Annotated in this window: 15 protein-coding genes and 1 tRNA gene; 13 read left to right on the forward strand and 3 right to left on the reverse strand. The window is 58.7% G+C overall.

Features of this window, described 5'->3' with window-relative positions; translation table 11 throughout:
- Positions 1-187 precede the first annotated feature (187 nt).
- The 4 genes from leuC (at position 188) to AC4FIA_RS03275 (ending at position 4,353) form a co-directional block, all read left to right on the forward strand.
- The gene (gene leuC / locus AC4FIA_RS03260; protein ID WP_490364698.1) at positions 188-1,594 is read left to right on the forward strand and encodes a 3-isopropylmalate dehydratase large subunit; all 1,407 of its coding nucleotides are present in this window, start codon (positions 188-190) and stop codon (positions 1,592-1,594) included.
- Between the two features lie 12 nt (positions 1,595-1,606).
- Entirely contained in the window at positions 1,607-2,212 is a 606-nt protein-coding gene (leuD, locus tag AC4FIA_RS03265; protein WP_103910639.1) for a 3-isopropylmalate dehydratase small subunit, read from the forward strand.
- 360 nt (positions 2,213-2,572) lie between these two features.
- Positions 2,573-3,406 carry a hypothetical protein gene (locus tag AC4FIA_RS03270; RefSeq protein WP_234994747.1) on the forward strand — a complete coding sequence of 278 codons (834 nt, stop codon included), beginning with the start codon at positions 2,573-2,575 and terminating at the stop codon, positions 3,404-3,406.
- Positions 3,407-3,498: 92 nt separating this feature from the next.
- Entirely contained in the window at positions 3,499-4,353 is an 855-nt protein-coding gene (locus AC4FIA_RS03275; protein WP_490364814.1) for an endonuclease/exonuclease/phosphatase family protein, read from the forward strand.
- Here AC4FIA_RS03275 and AC4FIA_RS03280 read toward each other — a convergent pair.
- On the reverse strand, positions 4,298-5,257 hold the full coding sequence (locus tag AC4FIA_RS03280) for a Rossmann-fold NAD(P)-binding domain-containing protein (RefSeq protein ID WP_490364699.1): 960 nt from the start codon (positions 5,255-5,257) through the stop codon (positions 4,298-4,300). The two genes, AC4FIA_RS03275 and AC4FIA_RS03280, sit on opposite strands and share 56 nt — an antisense overlap.
- Before the next feature lie 59 nt (positions 5,258-5,316).
- On the opposite strand from AC4FIA_RS03280, the gene AC4FIA_RS03285 reads away from it, so the two are divergent.
- The 4 genes from AC4FIA_RS03285 (at position 5,317) to AC4FIA_RS03300 (ending at position 8,562) form a co-directional block, all read left to right on the forward strand.
- Positions 5,317-6,213, forward strand: coding sequence for a LysR family transcriptional regulator (locus tag AC4FIA_RS03285; RefSeq protein WP_490364700.1), 897 nt, complete (start codon positions 5,317-5,319; stop codon positions 6,211-6,213).
- Between the two features lie 55 nt (positions 6,214-6,268).
- On the forward strand, positions 6,269-7,372 hold the full coding sequence (leuB, locus tag AC4FIA_RS03290; protein ID WP_287473326.1) for a 3-isopropylmalate dehydrogenase: 1,104 nt from the start codon (positions 6,269-6,271) through the stop codon (positions 7,370-7,372).
- Between the two features lie 105 nt (positions 7,373-7,477).
- Positions 7,478-8,437 (forward strand): DMT family transporter, encoded by a 960-nt coding sequence (locus AC4FIA_RS03295; protein WP_103910634.1) that lies wholly within the window; start codon positions 7,478-7,480, stop codon positions 8,435-8,437.
- Between the two features lie 48 nt (positions 8,438-8,485).
- Positions 8,486-8,562, forward strand: a tRNA-Pro gene (locus AC4FIA_RS03300).
- Positions 8,563-8,620: 58 nt separating this feature from the next.
- Here AC4FIA_RS03300 and AC4FIA_RS03305 read toward each other — a convergent pair.
- Both AC4FIA_RS03305 and AC4FIA_RS03310 read right to left on the reverse strand, forming a co-directional pair.
- Positions 8,621-9,772, reverse strand: a complete 1,152-nt coding sequence (locus AC4FIA_RS03305; protein WP_490364701.1) for a CaiB/BaiF CoA transferase family protein — start codon at positions 9,770-9,772, stop codon at positions 8,621-8,623.
- A gap of 93 nt (positions 9,773-9,865) precedes the next feature.
- Positions 9,866-10,327, reverse strand: a complete 462-nt coding sequence (locus tag AC4FIA_RS03310; RefSeq protein ID WP_490364702.1) for a MarR family winged helix-turn-helix transcriptional regulator — start codon at positions 10,325-10,327, stop codon at positions 9,866-9,868.
- 133 nt (positions 10,328-10,460) lie between these two features.
- On the opposite strand from AC4FIA_RS03310, the gene AC4FIA_RS03315 reads away from it, so the two are divergent.
- The 5 genes from AC4FIA_RS03315 to AC4FIA_RS03335 are packed head-to-tail and all read left to right on the forward strand — an operon-like array spanning position 10,461 to position 16,063.
- Positions 10,461-11,528, forward strand: a complete 1,068-nt coding sequence (locus AC4FIA_RS03315; RefSeq protein WP_490364703.1) for a 2-hydroxyacyl-CoA dehydratase family protein — start codon at positions 10,461-10,463, stop codon at positions 11,526-11,528.
- On the forward strand, positions 11,525-12,772 hold the full coding sequence (locus AC4FIA_RS03320) for a 2-hydroxyacyl-CoA dehydratase (RefSeq protein WP_490364704.1): 1,248 nt from the start codon (positions 11,525-11,527) through the stop codon (positions 12,770-12,772). The genes AC4FIA_RS03315 and AC4FIA_RS03320 overlap by 4 nt, the downstream gene beginning before the upstream one ends.
- A complete protein-coding gene (locus AC4FIA_RS03325) occupies positions 12,772-13,890 on the forward strand; it encodes a CaiB/BaiF CoA transferase family protein (RefSeq protein ID WP_490364705.1) in 1,119 nt (372 codons plus the stop codon). Before AC4FIA_RS03320 ends, AC4FIA_RS03325 begins: the two co-directional genes overlap by 1 nt.
- A complete protein-coding gene (locus tag AC4FIA_RS03330) occupies positions 13,887-14,873 on the forward strand; it encodes a CoA transferase (protein WP_490364706.1) in 987 nt (328 codons plus the stop codon). The genes AC4FIA_RS03325 and AC4FIA_RS03330 overlap by 4 nt, the downstream gene beginning before the upstream one ends.
- Positions 14,870-16,063 (forward strand): CaiB/BaiF CoA transferase family protein, encoded by a 1,194-nt coding sequence (locus AC4FIA_RS03335; RefSeq protein ID WP_490364707.1) that lies wholly within the window; start codon positions 14,870-14,872, stop codon positions 16,061-16,063. The genes AC4FIA_RS03330 and AC4FIA_RS03335 overlap by 4 nt, the downstream gene beginning before the upstream one ends.
- The last annotated feature ends 5 nt before the right edge of the window (positions 16,064-16,068 follow it).

Here is a 16,068-nt window from a genome sequence, read left to right on the forward strand (position 1 = left end):
ATTTGCCCCTCATGATCATAGTTTTCGATATCGGAGACCGCGCCCGCCTGCGCGAACGTTTCTTCGGTGCCACCTTTACGGTGCTGGCCCGCCTATGAGCATGCCCGCAGGTCAGCAGATGACCTGCTTTCGGCGCACAGCGCCTAGCCAAGACCCCTTGCTACATATCTGATACGGGAGAGGACCCATGTCCCCCAAAACGCTCTATGATAAAATCTGGGACGCGCACGTCGTCCATGAAGATACCGACGGCACGTGCCTTCTGTATATCGACCGTCACCTTGTCCACGAAGTGACCAGCCCGCAGGCGTTCGAAGGTCTGCGCATGGCAGGCCGCAAGGTGCGCGCGCCTGAAAAGACAATTGCTGTTCCGGATCACAACGTTCCGACAACAGCGGGCCGTGAAAACCCCGAGAACATGACAGAAGACAGCCGCATTCAGGTGGCTGCGCTGGATAAGAACGCCAAGGAATTCGGCATTCACTACTATCCGGTGACTGACGTCCGTCAGGGCATCGTGCACATCGTCGGCCCCGAACAGGGTTGGACCCTGCCGGGCATGACCGTTGTTTGCGGCGACAGCCACACAGCGACACACGGCGCATTCGGCGCGCTGGCGCACGGCATCGGTACATCCGAAGTTGAGCACGTTCTGGCGACGCAGACGCTGATCCAGAAGAAGTCCAAGAACATGAAGGTCGAAATCACCGGCAAACTGCTGCCCGGTGTGACCGCGAAAGACATCGTTCTGCGCATCATCGCGGAAACAGGTACAGCCGGTGGTACAGGCTATGTCATCGAATATTGCGGTGAAGCGATCCGTGATCTGTCGATGGAAGGCCGCATGACCATCTGTAACATGGCTATCGAAGGTGGTGCCCGCGCAGGTCTGATCGCGCCGGACGAAACCACGTTCGAATACGTCAAAGGCCGCCCGCACGCGCCGAAAGGTGCCCAGTGGGAAGCTGCGCTGAACTGGTGGAAGACGCTGTACTCGGATGACGATGCGCACTTCGACAAGGTTCTGACCATCGCTGGTGAATCCATCGAGCCGACAGTCACTTGGGGCACATCGCCCGAAGACGCGCTGCCGATCAGCGCGCTGGTTCCGGCACCGGAAGACTTCAAAGGCGGCAAGGTCGACGCGGTTCGCCGTTCGCTGGACTACATGGGTCTGACACCGGGTCAGAAACTGTCGGACATCGAAGTCGACACCGTGTTCATCGGGTCCTGCACCAACGGCCGTATCGAAGACCTGCGCGCAGCTGCGGCAGTTCTGAAGGGCAAAAAGGTCAAGGACGGCATGCGTGCCATGGTCGTTCCGGGTTCGGGTCTGGTACGTGCACAAGCCGAAGAAGAAGGTCTGGCAGACATCTTCAAAGAGGCCGGTTTCGAATGGCGTCTGGCTGGTTGTTCCATGTGCCTTGCCATGAACCCCGACCAGTTGGCTGAAAACGAACGTTGCGCGTCCACGTCGAACCGTAACTTTGAAGGTCGTCAGGGCTATAAGGGCCGGACGCACCTTGTATCGCCTGCCATGGCCGCCGCGGCTGCCATCACTGGCAAGCTGACCGACGTACGCGAGATGATGTGAGGGCATTACCCAATGGATAAATTCGAAAAACTCACCGGGATCGCGGCGCCGTTGCCGCTGGTTAATATCGACACCGATATGATCATCCCCAAGCAGTTCCTGAAGACCATCAAGCGTTCCGGCCTTGGTGTGAACCTGTTCGACGAAATGCGCTATGACCGTCAGGGCAACGAGATCGAAGATTTCGTCCTGAACAAGCCGCAGTACCGCGAAACAGAAATTCTGGTGGCTGGCGACAACTTCGGTTGTGGGTCGTCCCGCGAACACGCCCCGTGGGCGCTGAAGGATTTCGGCATCAAGGCTGTCATTTCGACATCCTTCGCGGACATTTTCTTCAACAACTGCTTCAAGAACGGCATCCTGCCGATCGTCCTGCCCCAAGAGGCCGTCGATACGTTGATGAAAGACGCCGAAAAGGGGTCGAACGCGCGTATGGTTGTCGATCTGGAAGAGCAGACGGTTACCACGTCCGACGGCGAAAGTTTCTCGTTCGAGGTTGACCCGTTCAAGAAGCATTGCCTGCTGAACGGTCTGGATGACATCGGTCTGTCGCTGGAAAAGGTCAGCTCGATCGACAGCTACGAGGAAAAGGCTTCTCAGGCGCGTCCCTGGGTCTGATTCTCTTATTGATTGTATTCGAAAGGCTGCAGGGGCGACTCTGCGGCCTTTTTTTGTCTTAATATTCGTTAATTGAGATGGGTTAACAACTTTCGTTGCGGTCCACTAAATGGCGCATACTATATATTGTTTTTCTCCTTAAAGGCGCATTCACTTTGAGTCGTACCTGATGCATTCGCGCCATAGCCTGACCCAATTTGGCCCTATTTCCAGACTATTACCGATCTTCGACTTGAGAACTTTCGCTGCGGCTGGCTTTATTATCGTTAATAACGAGGCAAGCCGTGAATAATCGGCATCAGCGGTCGGAAAAGGACATGGCAAAAGACCATGCACGCCCGGCCAAAGGGGCAGAGAAACGTGTTTAATCGCGCGATCAGTGCGGGCGTACGTGCATTGTTGGTCGCAGGGCTATTGGCTCTGCCGTCTTTCATGCTGCCTAACGTCTCGTCCGATACCAGCCAACTGGTCGCATTGCTTGCGCTTGTCGGCGGCGTTCTGACGTTCCTCGAATACTTCAGCACGATGCCCAGCTTTGTCGAATTCCGTAGTGCGGCACCGTTCAACCGTATCCGGTTCCTGACGATGTTCTGCATGGTCTACGCCCTGACGCAGATCACCCGTGAATTCCAGATGCCCACGGCGATGTCCGGCAGCTTCTACTACGTTGGCAGTTCGATCGGCGAAGCGATGGATTTCCCGTTTTCGCCCGTGCGCCTTGCCTTGCTGGCTGTACCGGAAGGCGCGCCTTTGCCGCTGTTCGAGGTCGTAAAAGCCACCGCTGGCATGGCCTATGTGATCAGCCTGGCCTCGATCGCCTTCTTCATCGTCTTCATCCGCATCATGCGTTGGCCGCTGCGCAATGGGGCGTTCAATGTCTGGATCAACCTTCCGCTGTTTGACCCGACCACAGGTGGCGATGTGCTCTACCGCCTCAAACGCGATTCAAATCTTAACTTCGCGTTAGGCTTCCTTCTGCCATTCCTAATTCCGGCGATCTTCGAGGCGACAGCGCAGGTTCTGGAACCTATGCCGCTTTCTGATCCGCAGACTTTGGTTTGGATGATGACAGCATGGGCGTTCTTGCCAGCTTCCTTGATTATGCGCGGCGTCGCCTTGATGCGCGTCGCCGAGCTGATCGAAGAAAAACGCCGCCGCGCCTATGCGCAATCGGATGTCTTGCAAGCAGCCTGATCGTTTGGCTGGGCACGCCTGTTTTCGCCTCTGAAACCTACCGCTTTGCCACGTGGGCCGCGCCTTTCACGCGGGACGGGCCCGGGGTTTTGTTGCGTGATCTGAACCGCCGTGATGATGATCTGGCGCCTATGGTCGAAACGATTGTGCGCGTCGCGCCTGATTTTCTGTTGCTGACCGATTTCGACTTTGACTACGGTCTTGCCGCGTTACACGAACTGCGCGCGTGGACCGCCGAAGAGGGCTTGGAATATTCGCATCTTTTTTCCCTGCAATCCAACGCAGGCCGCCCCACAGGTGTTGATGTGGACGGCGACGGTCGCCTTGGCCGCGGGCGCGATGCCCAAGGATGGGGACGCTTTTCTGGGCAGGGCGGTATGGCGGTGCTGTCACGGTTTGCATTCGGGACCGCCACTGATCTGACACAGGTTCTGTGGAAAGACATGGGCGGTGCGCTGATTGCCGTGGACGATCCGGCCTATGAAATTCAGCGCCTGTCCTCGGATGGGCATTGGATCGTGCCTGTGATCCTGCCGGATGCCGAGGTTTCTGTATTGGCCTTCCACGCGACAACGCCGGTGTTTGACGGGCCCGACGACAGGAACGGGCGGCGTAATCATGACGAGATCGCGATCTGGTCGCAGGTGTTGGCGGGCACATACGGACCTGCGCCGGACCGCTTTGTGATTTTAGGCGATGCAAACCTTGATCCATCAAAAGGCGAGGGCATCAGATGGGCCATCCACGATCTTTTGGCGCGCCCCGATCTTTCTGACCCGTTGCAGGGCGTGCCCACGGTCGACTGGTCGCATCTGGATTTGGGCCAAATGCGGGTGTCTTATGTTCTGCCATCCATAACGTTGCAGGTTCAGGCCGCGGGGACCGATACGATCAGACCCGAGACAGGCCACCATGGCTTGGTTTGGGTGGACGTGGCCGTTCCATAAGGTCCGGCTTGGCCGCCAAGGCCGCCGTGCGAAGTGCCTCGACAGGGTCGGTGTGCCGCAAGTCGGGAAGGAAGGATGCCAGAGCGCTGCCGTCCAACTGGTGGGGCTTGTCCCAGAGGTAGCGCATTTCGCATAGGTGGCGGGCCAACGGCAAAACGGGCGCAGCCATTTTCAATGGCCACCATGCCATCTGTTTGATCTCGATAGGGCGGCAAAGGCCCTCGCTTAGTAACGTGGCCATTTGACTGCCCGTCAATGTATAGCCCTCAAAGCTCAGGTCGGTGAAACGGGGCAACCAGTTGCGCATCCTTGCCAGCCGTTCGATCGCGATGGCGAAGTCAGGCAGATACGTCCAGGCGTGCGGGATGTCGGGGTTGCCGGGGTAGGTCAGCTTTCCTTTGATTAGCGACGGGGCCATGACCTTATCGAACCAGTTGCCAGACGCCGCTGTGTCCAGAAAATCGCCCGCACGCAGAATGATTGTCTGAACATCGGCGGCACGATAGGCGGCCTCCATATCGATCCGGATGCGGCCCAGCGGGTTTGTTGCCTTGTGCGGGGTTTCGGGTGCAAATATCTGTGGTGCATCGGCGCCGTACACATAGACATTGCCCGGAAAAATCACCGTCGCATTATGCAGCTTTGCCGCCTCGATCACCTGATGTGTCAGGCCCATCGCCTGCTTTTCCCAATCGGGGTAGGCAGGGTTCCAGCCGTTTACGATCACGTCCACGCCTGCTGCCGCAGTGTTCAGGTCCTCGGATGCGCGATCAAACAGGCGAACTGTCCAGCCTGCGTTCCAGAATGCTTCGGCAACATTGCGGCCAAATCGCCCTGTTGCCCCCAAAATCAATGCGCTGCCAACCATCGAAATGCTCATGCGTAAAACGAATAACAGGACCATGCGATGTTCAAAATAATTTGGGAATTGAGAGATTTCGCATATCGTTTATTCATATGTGAATGGATTATTCGATTTCTAATCTGGATTGGTCTTTGATCCGCAGCTTTCTGGCTGTGGCCGAAGCCGGGTCTTTGTCCGCCGCTGCGCGCGAGCTTGGGTCAAGCCAGCCTACCATCGGGCGGCAGATCAGACAGATCGAAGACACGCTGAACCTGACCCTCTTTGAACGCCGTCCCCGTGGCCTTGAACTGTCCGAGGCAGGTCAGGCCCTGTTGCCCCATGCGCAGGCCATGTCAGACGGGTTTCACGCGCTGGGCCGTGCAGCGATTGGCAGGTCGGATAGCGTATCGGGCCCCGTGCGGATCACTGCCAGCGAATTTACAGCCTATCATCACCTACCTGCCATCATTGCCCGCATCCGCCAAGAAGAACCCGAAATCAGCGTTGATGTCGTGGCGACCGACCGAACCGAAAACCTGTTGTACCGAGAGGCGGACATCGCCGTCAGGATGCACCAGCCACGTCAGTTGGACATTGTGACCCGTCATCTGGGTGATCTGGAATTGGGTGTTTATGCCTCTGACAGTTACCTAGAGCGCGTGGGTCAGCCGGCATCTCTTGATGACATGTGGAAGATGGATCTGGTCGGCTATGACCGGTCGGATCTGATCGTGCGCGGCATGCGGAACATGGGAATCGCCGCGCAGCGCGATTGGTTTGCCACGCGCTGCGATCATCATCCCGTCTATTGGGAACTGATCCGCGCAGGTTGCGGGATCGGGTTTGCACAAACAACGATTGCCGACAAAACGCCGGGTGTGACGCGGCTCTTTCCGGAAATTCCCTTACCAACCCTACCGTTATGGCTGGCCGTGCATGAATCGCTGCGAAATACCCCGCGTATTCGCAGGGTTTGGGACATACTGGCAGAAGAATTGACCGCCGTGATTTCTTGACCCTTCCGCGTCCAACCATTAGGCGAAACGCGACAATGAACAAAGGATTCACGCAATGAGCAACCCTTCGCTTCTTATTCTTCCTGGTGACGGTATCGGCCCCGAGGTCATGGCCGAAGTTCGCAAGATCATCGACTGGTTCGGTGCCAAGCGCGATCTGGTTTTTGACGTAAGCGAAGATCTGGTTGGTGGCGCGGCATATGACGCCCACGGCACACCGCTGCACGACGACACAATGGCCAAAGCCCAAGAGGTTGACGCCGTTCTGCTGGGCGCCGTTGGTGGCCCCAAGTACGACGTTCTGGACTTCAGCGTGAAGCCCGAGCGCGGCCTGCTGCGCCTGCGTAAGGAAATGGATCTGTTCGCCAACCTGCGCCCTGCGCAGTGCTTTGACGCGCTGGCAGATTTCTCGTCCCTGAAGACCGAAGTTGTGTCCGGCCTCGACATCATGATCGTGCGTGAACTGACGTCGGGCGTCTATTTCGGCGAACCGCGCGGTATCTTCGAAGAAGGCAACGAACGCGTGGGCATCAACACCCAGCGTTACACAGAATCCGAAATCGACCGCGTTGCACGCGCGTCGTTCGAACTGGCCATGAAGCGCGACAAGAAACTGTGCTCGATGGAAAAAGCGAACGTGATGGAATCCGGCATCCTGTGGCGCGAAGTCGTGACACGTGTTGGCGCAGACTACCCCGAGGTCGAACTGAGCCACATGTACGCAGACGCAGGTGCGATGCAGCTGACACGCTGGCCCAAGCAGTTCGACGTGATCGTCACAGACAACCTGTTCGGCGATCTGTTGTCCGATCTGGCGGCGATGCTGACAGGTTCGTTGGGCATGTTGCCGTCCGCATCCTTGGGTGCGCCGATGGCAAACGGTCGTCCGAAAGCGATGTACGAACCGGTACACGGTTCCGCACCGGACATCGCAGGTCAGGGCAAAGCAAACCCGATCGCCTGTATCCTCAGCTTTGCGATGGCACTTCGCTACAGCTTTGACCAAGGCGACGAAGCCACACGTCTGGAAAAAGCAATCGAAGCGGTTCTGGCCGACGGTTACCGCACAGCGGACCTGCTGGGCGAAGAGGGCCGTGATCCGGTTTCCACATCCGCCATGGGTGACGCGATTGTCGCCGCACTGGACGCGTCGCTGTAAACGCAAACGCGAAATTTCACAGGAATGGCGGGCCGAACGCTTGCCATTCCTTTCTTTCCCTGAAAAGCATGATCGGGTTAGCGTTAACATAACCGGATCAAGACCATGGGACAGAACGCCAAAGGCGCGCTGCTAGCGCTGCTCTCTTTTGCCCTATACGCCACACACGACGTGATCGTGAAAGAGCTGGGCGTGAATTACACCCCATTCCAGATCGTGTTCTTTTCGGTTCTGTTCAGCTTTCCGCTGGCCACCGTCATGTTGATCCGTGATCCACAACCGGGCACGTTGCGCGCCGCGCATCCGTGGTGGACGCTGACGCGGACTGCCGCCGTGGTCGTCACCGGCCTGTCGGCTTTTTACGCCTTTACGGTGCTTCCCTTGGCGCAAACCTACGCCATCCTTTTTGCTTCGCCCTTGCTGATCACGATCCTGTCGATCCCGATATTGGGTGAAAAGGTACGCTTGCGCCGTTGGATGGCGGTTATCGTCGGTCTGGGCGGCGTTCTGATCGTGCTGCGGCCAGGGACGACTGAACTGTCCCTTGGCCATCTTGCGGCGATGGTGGCGTCTGTTGGTAGTGCTCTGGCCTCGATCATCGTGCGCAAGGTAGGCAGCGCAGAACGGGCCGAGGTGCTGGTGCTGTACCCGATGCTGGCGAACTTCGTGATCATGGGCGCGGCAATGCCGTTCGTCTATGTGCCGATGCCTGTCGAACATCTTGCGCTGTTGCTGGGGATGGCGCTGTTGGGGTTCACGGCGTCTATCGTGATCATTCTGGCCTACCGCGCAGGCGAGGCCGTCATCGTGGCCCCGATGCAGTATTCCCAGATTCTGTGGGCGATTTTCTTTGGCACCTTGCTGTTCAACGAAACCCCGGATTTGGTCACGCTTCTGGGCGCCGGTGTCATCATCGCCAGCGGCATTTACATTGTTCTTCGCGAAGGTCAGCAGAACGCATCCGAGAATACGCCCGTTCTGCGCAGCAGGTCGCGGTTCGAAACCGGCACGCAGTTGCGGATCGGTGTTTTGCGCCGTTTGCTGGGATGGCAAAGAAGGCCGTAAACAGGCCTTGCCAAACGCCTGCGGCTCGGCTATCCCGCCCGCCACAGTCGGAGTGTAGCGCAGCCTGGTAGCGCACCTGCTTCGGGAGCAGGGGGTCGGAGGTTCGAATCCTCTCACTCCGACCATTAAAACAGGGTCGCTTTCGCGGCCCTTTTTTATTTCCTGAACGGAAAGATGGTTTGTTCAGCGCGCAGTTTGGCGCAGTTCTGCAAGAACGCTGTCAGTATCCGCACCAATGCCAGGGGCGTTGACGTTCAGCCACGGGCCATCGTGTTCAAAACGAAAGCCTGCGTTCAGGATCTTGGATCCGTCTGGCAGATCCAAAAACAGGTCGCGCGATTCGACTTGCGGCATGTCCATCGCCTCTTTGAGCGGTCTTACTTTGCCTGCTGGCACGCCCGCCGCGGCCAAGTCGGTTTCCCACTCAATGGCTGTTCGTGTCGCGAAGCGGGCCAGTAGAAGCTCTCGCAGGGCCATGTCGTTCTCTAGTCGGGCGTCTGGTGTTGCAAAGCGTTCGTCTGCCAATAGGTCCATGCAGTCCAGCGTCCGGAAAAGACGTTCGACCTGCGCCTGCTGTACCGCGCCGATCGTGATCTCTCCGTCAGCTGTTGGGAACGTGTCAGCTGTCGGTGCCCCTGAAAACCCGCGGTTGCCCGCCCGCGTGGGTGTCTGGCCGGATAGCATCATCGGGCCCACAACCGCGCTCATCATCACCATGGTTGCGTCCAGCATGGACACGTCAATCACCTGCCCCTTGCGCTTTGGGTCGCGTTCACGCTGAAGCACGGCGGACAGGATCGCAAACGCGGACAGAAGCGCGGAATAGGTATCGACGATGGGAAATCCGATACGCTCGGCTGGTTCCCCTTCATGGCCGGACAGAAGCATAAGGCCCGACACACTCTGGATCACCTGATCAATCGCGGGAAAATCGCGCATCGGGCCGTCCTGCCCAAACCCCGAGATCGAACAATAGATCAGCGAAGGGTGCTTTTGCGTCAGGCTTTCTGATCCAAGCCCCAGCCGTTCGGCAACGCCGGGCCGGAAGTTTTCGACAAACACGTCACAAGACGCCACGATATCCTGCGCGGCGCGGCGGCCTTCGTTGGTTTTCAGGTCCAGCACAACTGATCGTTTGCCCGCATTTGCCCCGACAAAGGGTTCGGCCATCCCGCGTCTGTCGGCATTGCGGGTGTAATAGCGCATAGGGTCGCCAGCGGGCGGTTCGACCTTGATCACCTCGGCACCCAGAAGATTCAGGAATTGCGTCGCCAAGGGGCCCGCAATGACGTGGCTGAAATCCGCAATGCGGATGCCTTCTAGGGGCTGAGCCATGGGGTTCTCCTGACAAAGGTGACTGCAAATTAGTTTCAAAAAGAAACAAAATTGGTAGGCCTGTCAAGCGTCAGGGATGGGATGCCGCCTGTTTTACTTTTCCTGCGGTTGGATGACCCGCCACAAAAGTTCGAACAACATCGCACGTTCGCCCGGGGATAGAGGGCCAAGCAGTTCTTCCTGCAACTTGGCAATATCCGGCTTGATATTCGCCAGCCGCGACTGTCCCTCTCGGGTCAGATAAAGCGCATTCAGTCGCTTGTCGGACCCTTCCTTGCGTCGCTCGATCACACCGGCCTGTTCCAGTTCATTCACCAGCTTTGTCAGCGCGGATTTGCGCAGAACAACCATGTGAGCCAGTTCTTTCTGGGTCAGTCCGGGGTTCAGATCGATCAGGTTCAGAACTGCGACCTCGCCCCCTAGCACGTTGTGCTTGGCAAAGAAGGATTCATTCGCTTCCAGAATTTTGGTCCGCAGAATGCGCGTCACAAATGAGATGTCCTCAGAGAGGTGTCCAAGTGTCGTGTCCGAAGGCGTGTCGTTGTGGCGTTCCATGTGCATTCCAAGCTGAGCGGATAGATCATCGCTAGGGGGAGGGCGTAATTTTGTCAAACATGGCTATTGACACACAGAACAAAAGGTTTCCAAAATGAACTAAATTGAACGGACATCGACCGGGGAGGGGACGTTGTCGTCATACGCCAGTTTATTGAAGGCCTTTGAAGAGCGCGCCGATGGCGTCGTCGCGAATGGCAAGCCGTTGGTTGGCGTGTTCGGTGAGGGCGTGCCAGCGCCCTTGATCACTGCAATGGGTGGCGTGGTCGTCGACGTGAAGGCGCCGCCACTGGCAGATGCGGTGGACGGACCGATTGAATCGGTCGTTTCAAAAGTGACCGAACCCTTTCTGGATCCGTTCGCAGCGCGCTTCCTGCATAGGTTTGCCGCGGGTGCCTTGGACAGCTTCGCCGCTCTGATCTTTGTCCGTGACGACGTTGCCGGTCTTGCGGCCTATCAATACGCGTCCGAACTGCGTCGGCAGGGACAACTGACGACAAAGGGGCCGCGCCTGCATCTTTGGAACATGCCTCACACCAAAAGCACCGCAGCCGAAGTTTTCAATCAGGCAGAACAGGATCGCTTGGTAAGGGAACTAGAGCAAACGCTGGGCGCCCCGTGCGATTCCAACGCCTTGAGCGCCGCCATTGCGTCTGAGGCTGCTCGGCATAATATCGTGGGCGAACTGCCATCCGGCGGGCAAGAGGCGTTCATTGCCCGTAACGCGGGGCGTTGGTTGACGGCAGAAGCCCATAGCGCCCTGCTTGCCGATCTTTCGCTTCGCACGGCCCAAGGCCCGAAAATCGCACTGACAGGCACCGCGTGCGATACGCCTGTGCTGCACGCGGTTTGCGAGGCGCATGGTCAAGTTATCGCGGACGTACAGGACTACGGTCGCAGCGCGCCTTTCATCCATAGCGCAGAAAGCATGCTGGCCGATCTTGCCGGTGACGCTTTGTCCTTGCGCGCGGCCCCGCCTGATCGGTTTACCCGCGCGCTTCACAAGGCGACAGAGGAAGCAGATCTGGTGGTCGTCAGCGTTGACGAAAACGATGACGCATTCGGGTGGGAGGTACCTGCACTAAAGCGCGCGACCGAAGACCGCGGTGCGCGTTTTGTAAACCTCGGGTTTCGCCCGTTCCGGCCCGATGCCGCGTGGTGTGATGCCGCCAGCACCCTGATTTCGGAGGCCTTGGCATGACCGGAGCACAAACGGCGACCGCCTATCAACGCGATTGGCTGAAGGGGCTTCGGGGTCAGATCACAGATGGCAAACCCTATGCCTTTGTCAACGCGGACACACCGCACGAGTTGTTTCATTTTATGGATGTTCCGATGGTCACCAACCAATGGTGGTCGGCGGTCATTTCGGCCAAACAGCTTGCTCCCCACTACTTCGACCAGATGGAAGACATGGGGTTTCATCCCCACCTGCCGCGATACTCCAGCCTTCCGCTGATCGCGCAGTTAGTGGGCGATTTTGACGCCCAGCCGTGGGGCGGTTTGCCTGCGCCGTCCATTCTGTGTGCGCGGTCCAGTTCCGATGAACACCCGCGTATTTTCCAAAGATGGGCCGAGCTTTCAGGGGCCGAACTGCATCTTCTTTCGGCTCCGGCTACGCCAGATCCCGCGCCGGACTGGTGGGTTCGGGCCCGCAGCGATTGGGAAGGGCTTTACGGCAGCGCGCGGCTTGATCTGATGGTGGCCGAAATGAAGCCGTTGATCGCGTCACTGGAACGGCTGACTGGGCGCGACTTTGATCCCGACGGCTTTGCCGCCTACATGGCGCGGATCGACGAACAGGAACGCCTGCTGGATGACGTGGCCGACCTGATCGCACGATCTGACAAATGCCCGATGGGAATAGCGGAACAGATGCCCAACGTCATGATCCCGCAATGGCATCGCGGATCGGATTGGGCGCTGGACCACGTTCGTGCATTCAAGGCCGAGGTCGAAGATCGGATTGGTGCGGGCCATGTCGTCTGTCCTGACGAACGCATCCGGATGATGTGGATCGGCGCGGGTCTTTGGTTCGACACGTCTTTCTACCGCGCGTTCGAGGAAAGCCACGGGGCCGTTTTCGCGTGGTCAATGTACCTGCCCTTTGCAGCCGATGGCTACATCCGCACGGATCACGGCGATCCGTTGCGCGCGCTGGCGGCGCGGGTGTCGGCGATGAACGAACAGCTTCACCAACCGCCGTGGGTCAACGAATGGCTGGTGAAAGAGGCGCGCCGCTGGCGGATTGATGTGGCCGTGATGCTGGTGCCGGAACACGACCGCTTTTCCGGATACGGATCATATTTTGCCCGCGAGGCGCTGAAAGCGGCGGGTGTCCGCGTTGTCGAAATCCATTCCGACATGGTGGACCCGCGCGACTGGGACAGAACCACAGTCGAGGCGCAGGTGCGAGCAGTGTTGGATGAAGTGGGGGCGGACTAATGGGCGCACTGGACGGTCTGAAGGTTGCAGATTTTTCGTGGGTCGGCGCAGGGCCCCGATCGACCAAGGATTTGGCCGATAACGGGGCCACAGTGGTCAAGGTTGAATCCTCCGTTCGCCTTGATCTGGGGCGGCGGTCACCTCCTTTCGCGGGTGGTGATCGTCGCAATCCCGATGCATCCGTGTTTTTCGCGCAAACCAACACGTCGAAGAAAAGCGTGACGATTAATCTGTCCGATCCGCGTGGGGTCGACGTGGCGAAAAAGCTGATCGCCTGGGCCGATGTGGTCGTGGAAAACTTTGGCCCCGGTTACATGGACCGCATCGGGCTGGATTGGGAAACGCTGCAACAGGTAAAGCCGGGCGTCATTCTGGCCAGCGTGTCGGTTGCCGGACGGTCAGGGCCGTTGTCCGGATTGCGGGGCTACGGCAACTCGGCCGCGGCGTGGTCCGGTCACTGCGATATGACAGGTTGGCCTGAAACAGAGCCACATATGCCACCCTTTGCCTATGGCGATGTGGTCGCGCCAATGATGCTGACGGTGGCGATATTGTCCGCATTAGAGCATCGCGACCGCACGGGCGAAGGTGTGCATGTGGACGTCAGCCAGATCGAGTCGATGGTCCATGTGATTGGCGATCTGTTTGCCGAATTGCCCACCGAAAAACCGGCCAATGAAGATACGGAAATGGCACCTCATGGTGTGTTTCCCTGCAAGGATGGCCGGTGGATCGCGATAGCCTGCGAAACTGATGCGCATCGCATGGCTTTAGCAGGTGTTCTTGGGGATGGGCCTGTTGAGCATGCAACTGCGAATTGGGACTTAGTTGAGCTTGAACAGAGACTATTACGGGCTGGTGTTCCAGCCGTAGCCGTGCTGGACGGAAAGGGCCTGTCAGAGCATCCTGACCTGAACGCTGCGGGGCATTTTGTTGCTGTCGAACACCCCGTTATCGGCACCGCGAACATGCCTGCGCCGCCTTATGTGCTGCCTGATACGCCCAGCGATGTAGGCCCTTCGCCCTGCCTTGGGGCGGATAACCTCTTTGTCTTTTCGGAAATCGGACTGACTGACGCCGAAGTACAGGACCTGACCGCAAAGGGGGTCTTGGTATGACGCTTTTGTCCGGTATCCGTGTCGTCGTTCTTGCGGATCATCTTGTCGATTTCGGCGGCAGTATGTTGGCGCGTCTTGGGGCGGATGTGACCCTTGCAGCGGCGGCACCTCTGACGCCCGCGCGTCAGAAAGCGTGGCACAAAGGCATGACCCGTTCTGACAAACCCTTGGAGCAGCTTTTGCGGAACGCTGACATCCTGCTGGATGACCGCAGAAGCGGGATGCGCGATGGTGTTGATGACCTAGCCGGAAAACATACGCGTCTGATCCATGTGGTGGTCACGGGATACCCCGATCAGGATCGTCCAGTGACCGATCTGACACTGATGGCGCAATCGGGCCTGATGCACGTGATCGGCACACCGGACAAGCCACCGCTGCGGTTGCCGGGGGAACAGGCCTATGCGCTGACCGGTATTCAGGCCGCGACCGCCGCGTTGATGGGGCTGCGGGCCCGACGTCAGACCGGCAAGGGTCAGCGCATTACTCTGTCTGCTTTGCAGTCCGCAGCGCTTGCCAACTACCGCGAGGCGGTGATGTACGAAAACACCGGTCGCATCGGTACGCGGAGGGGCAACATGCTGGTGCGCGGTAAATCCGGTGTGCGCCAGATCTGGCCCTGCGCAGACGGTTATGTGACATGGTCCATGATCGACAACCCCGGCATGATGCGGGCTGTCGTGCGCGTCATGCAGGATCATGGCGCCGCTGGCGAATTGGCCGAGATCGACTGGGACGCGATCCTTGTCGCAGATACCGATCAGGCCGTTATCGATCGCTGGCAATCCGTGGTCGAGGTCTTCTTTGCACAACACAGCCGCGATCAACTGGCGGATTGGTCGCTGAAGCACGGATGGGGCCTGTCGCCGATCATCCGATTGGACGAAGTGCCGAACACCCCGCAAATGAAGGCGCGCGCCATGTTCGATGCGGACGGCGTGCCCGGACCCTTGTTCGCAGTCCACCATATGGGTGCGAAATGAGCGCGCTGTCCGGTCTGCGCGTTCTGGATTTTTCACGGCTTTTGCCGGGGCCCTACTGTACGTGGCTTCTGGCCGATCAGGGGGCAGAGGTTATTCGCGTCGAACATCCCCGCGAATTGGTCAAGCAGGCCAAGGTGTTCGGGTGGGATCGTCTGGATGATGCCGGCCGCGTTCGCCAGCGGGCGCAGGACATGCTGGCGCGCGGGAAAAAGTCGATCTGCCTTGATCTGGGTTATGCCGACGCACAGGAAGCGTTGCGCCGCTTGGCGACAACCGTTGATGTGGTTGTCGAAGATTACAGACCCGGTGTTCTTGAGGGTCTGGGACTCGGATATCACGCTCTAACTCAGGCCAATCCTACGCTGGTGTACACGTCTCTGACGCTCTGCGGGCAGACTGGGTCGCTTCGTGACAAGCCTGGCCATGATCCGGTTGCCTTGGCGCTTTCGGGCGTGTTGAGCCGGACCGGAGAGGATCCTGATGCGCCGGGTCTTCCCGGATTTGCCGCCGCCGACATCACGACAGGTGCCCATGCGGCATTCGCCACCTTGGCGGCTGTTATGCAGGCAAGATCGACGGGGCAAGGCCGGCATGTTGACGTCTCGATGACGGACTGTTCGCTGGTTCTGCTGGCCAATCTGATCAGCCGTTATCCCGACCCGGATAAGGTGCCGCCACGGGGAACGCGACGCGCCGATCTGGGGCTTTGGCAATGTGCCGATGGTGCTTGGCTGGTGACGACAGATATGGAGCCCCGCTATTGGCGCGCTTTCTGCGACGCGATGGGACGACCCGAGTTTGCAGAGCTTCAGATGGACCCAAGCCGCCGCGACATGATCCGGACTGAACTCGCGGCCATTTTCGCGACCCGCACCCGAAGCGAATGGCTGGCGTATCTAGAGGCGGCGGGCACGCAATTCGCGCCGGTCAATTCCTTGGCCGAAGTATTGAAAGAGCCACACTTGCTGGAACGGGGCATGGTGATCGCACTGGATGCACCCGATGGCCCTATCACGCAGGCTGGGCCGCCCGTGCGCTTGGGCGCTTTCACACCACCAGAACCAGCGGTCATGCCGGGCACCCACACTGCCGAGGTGCTGCAAACTCTGGGACTGTCGCACTCCGAAATTACCAAGCTGACCACAGGGTCGGCGCCAACGACCGGACGGCAAACGTCGGCGATCACATGACATTA

It is taken from the genome of Thalassococcus sp. (assembly GCF_982780845.1).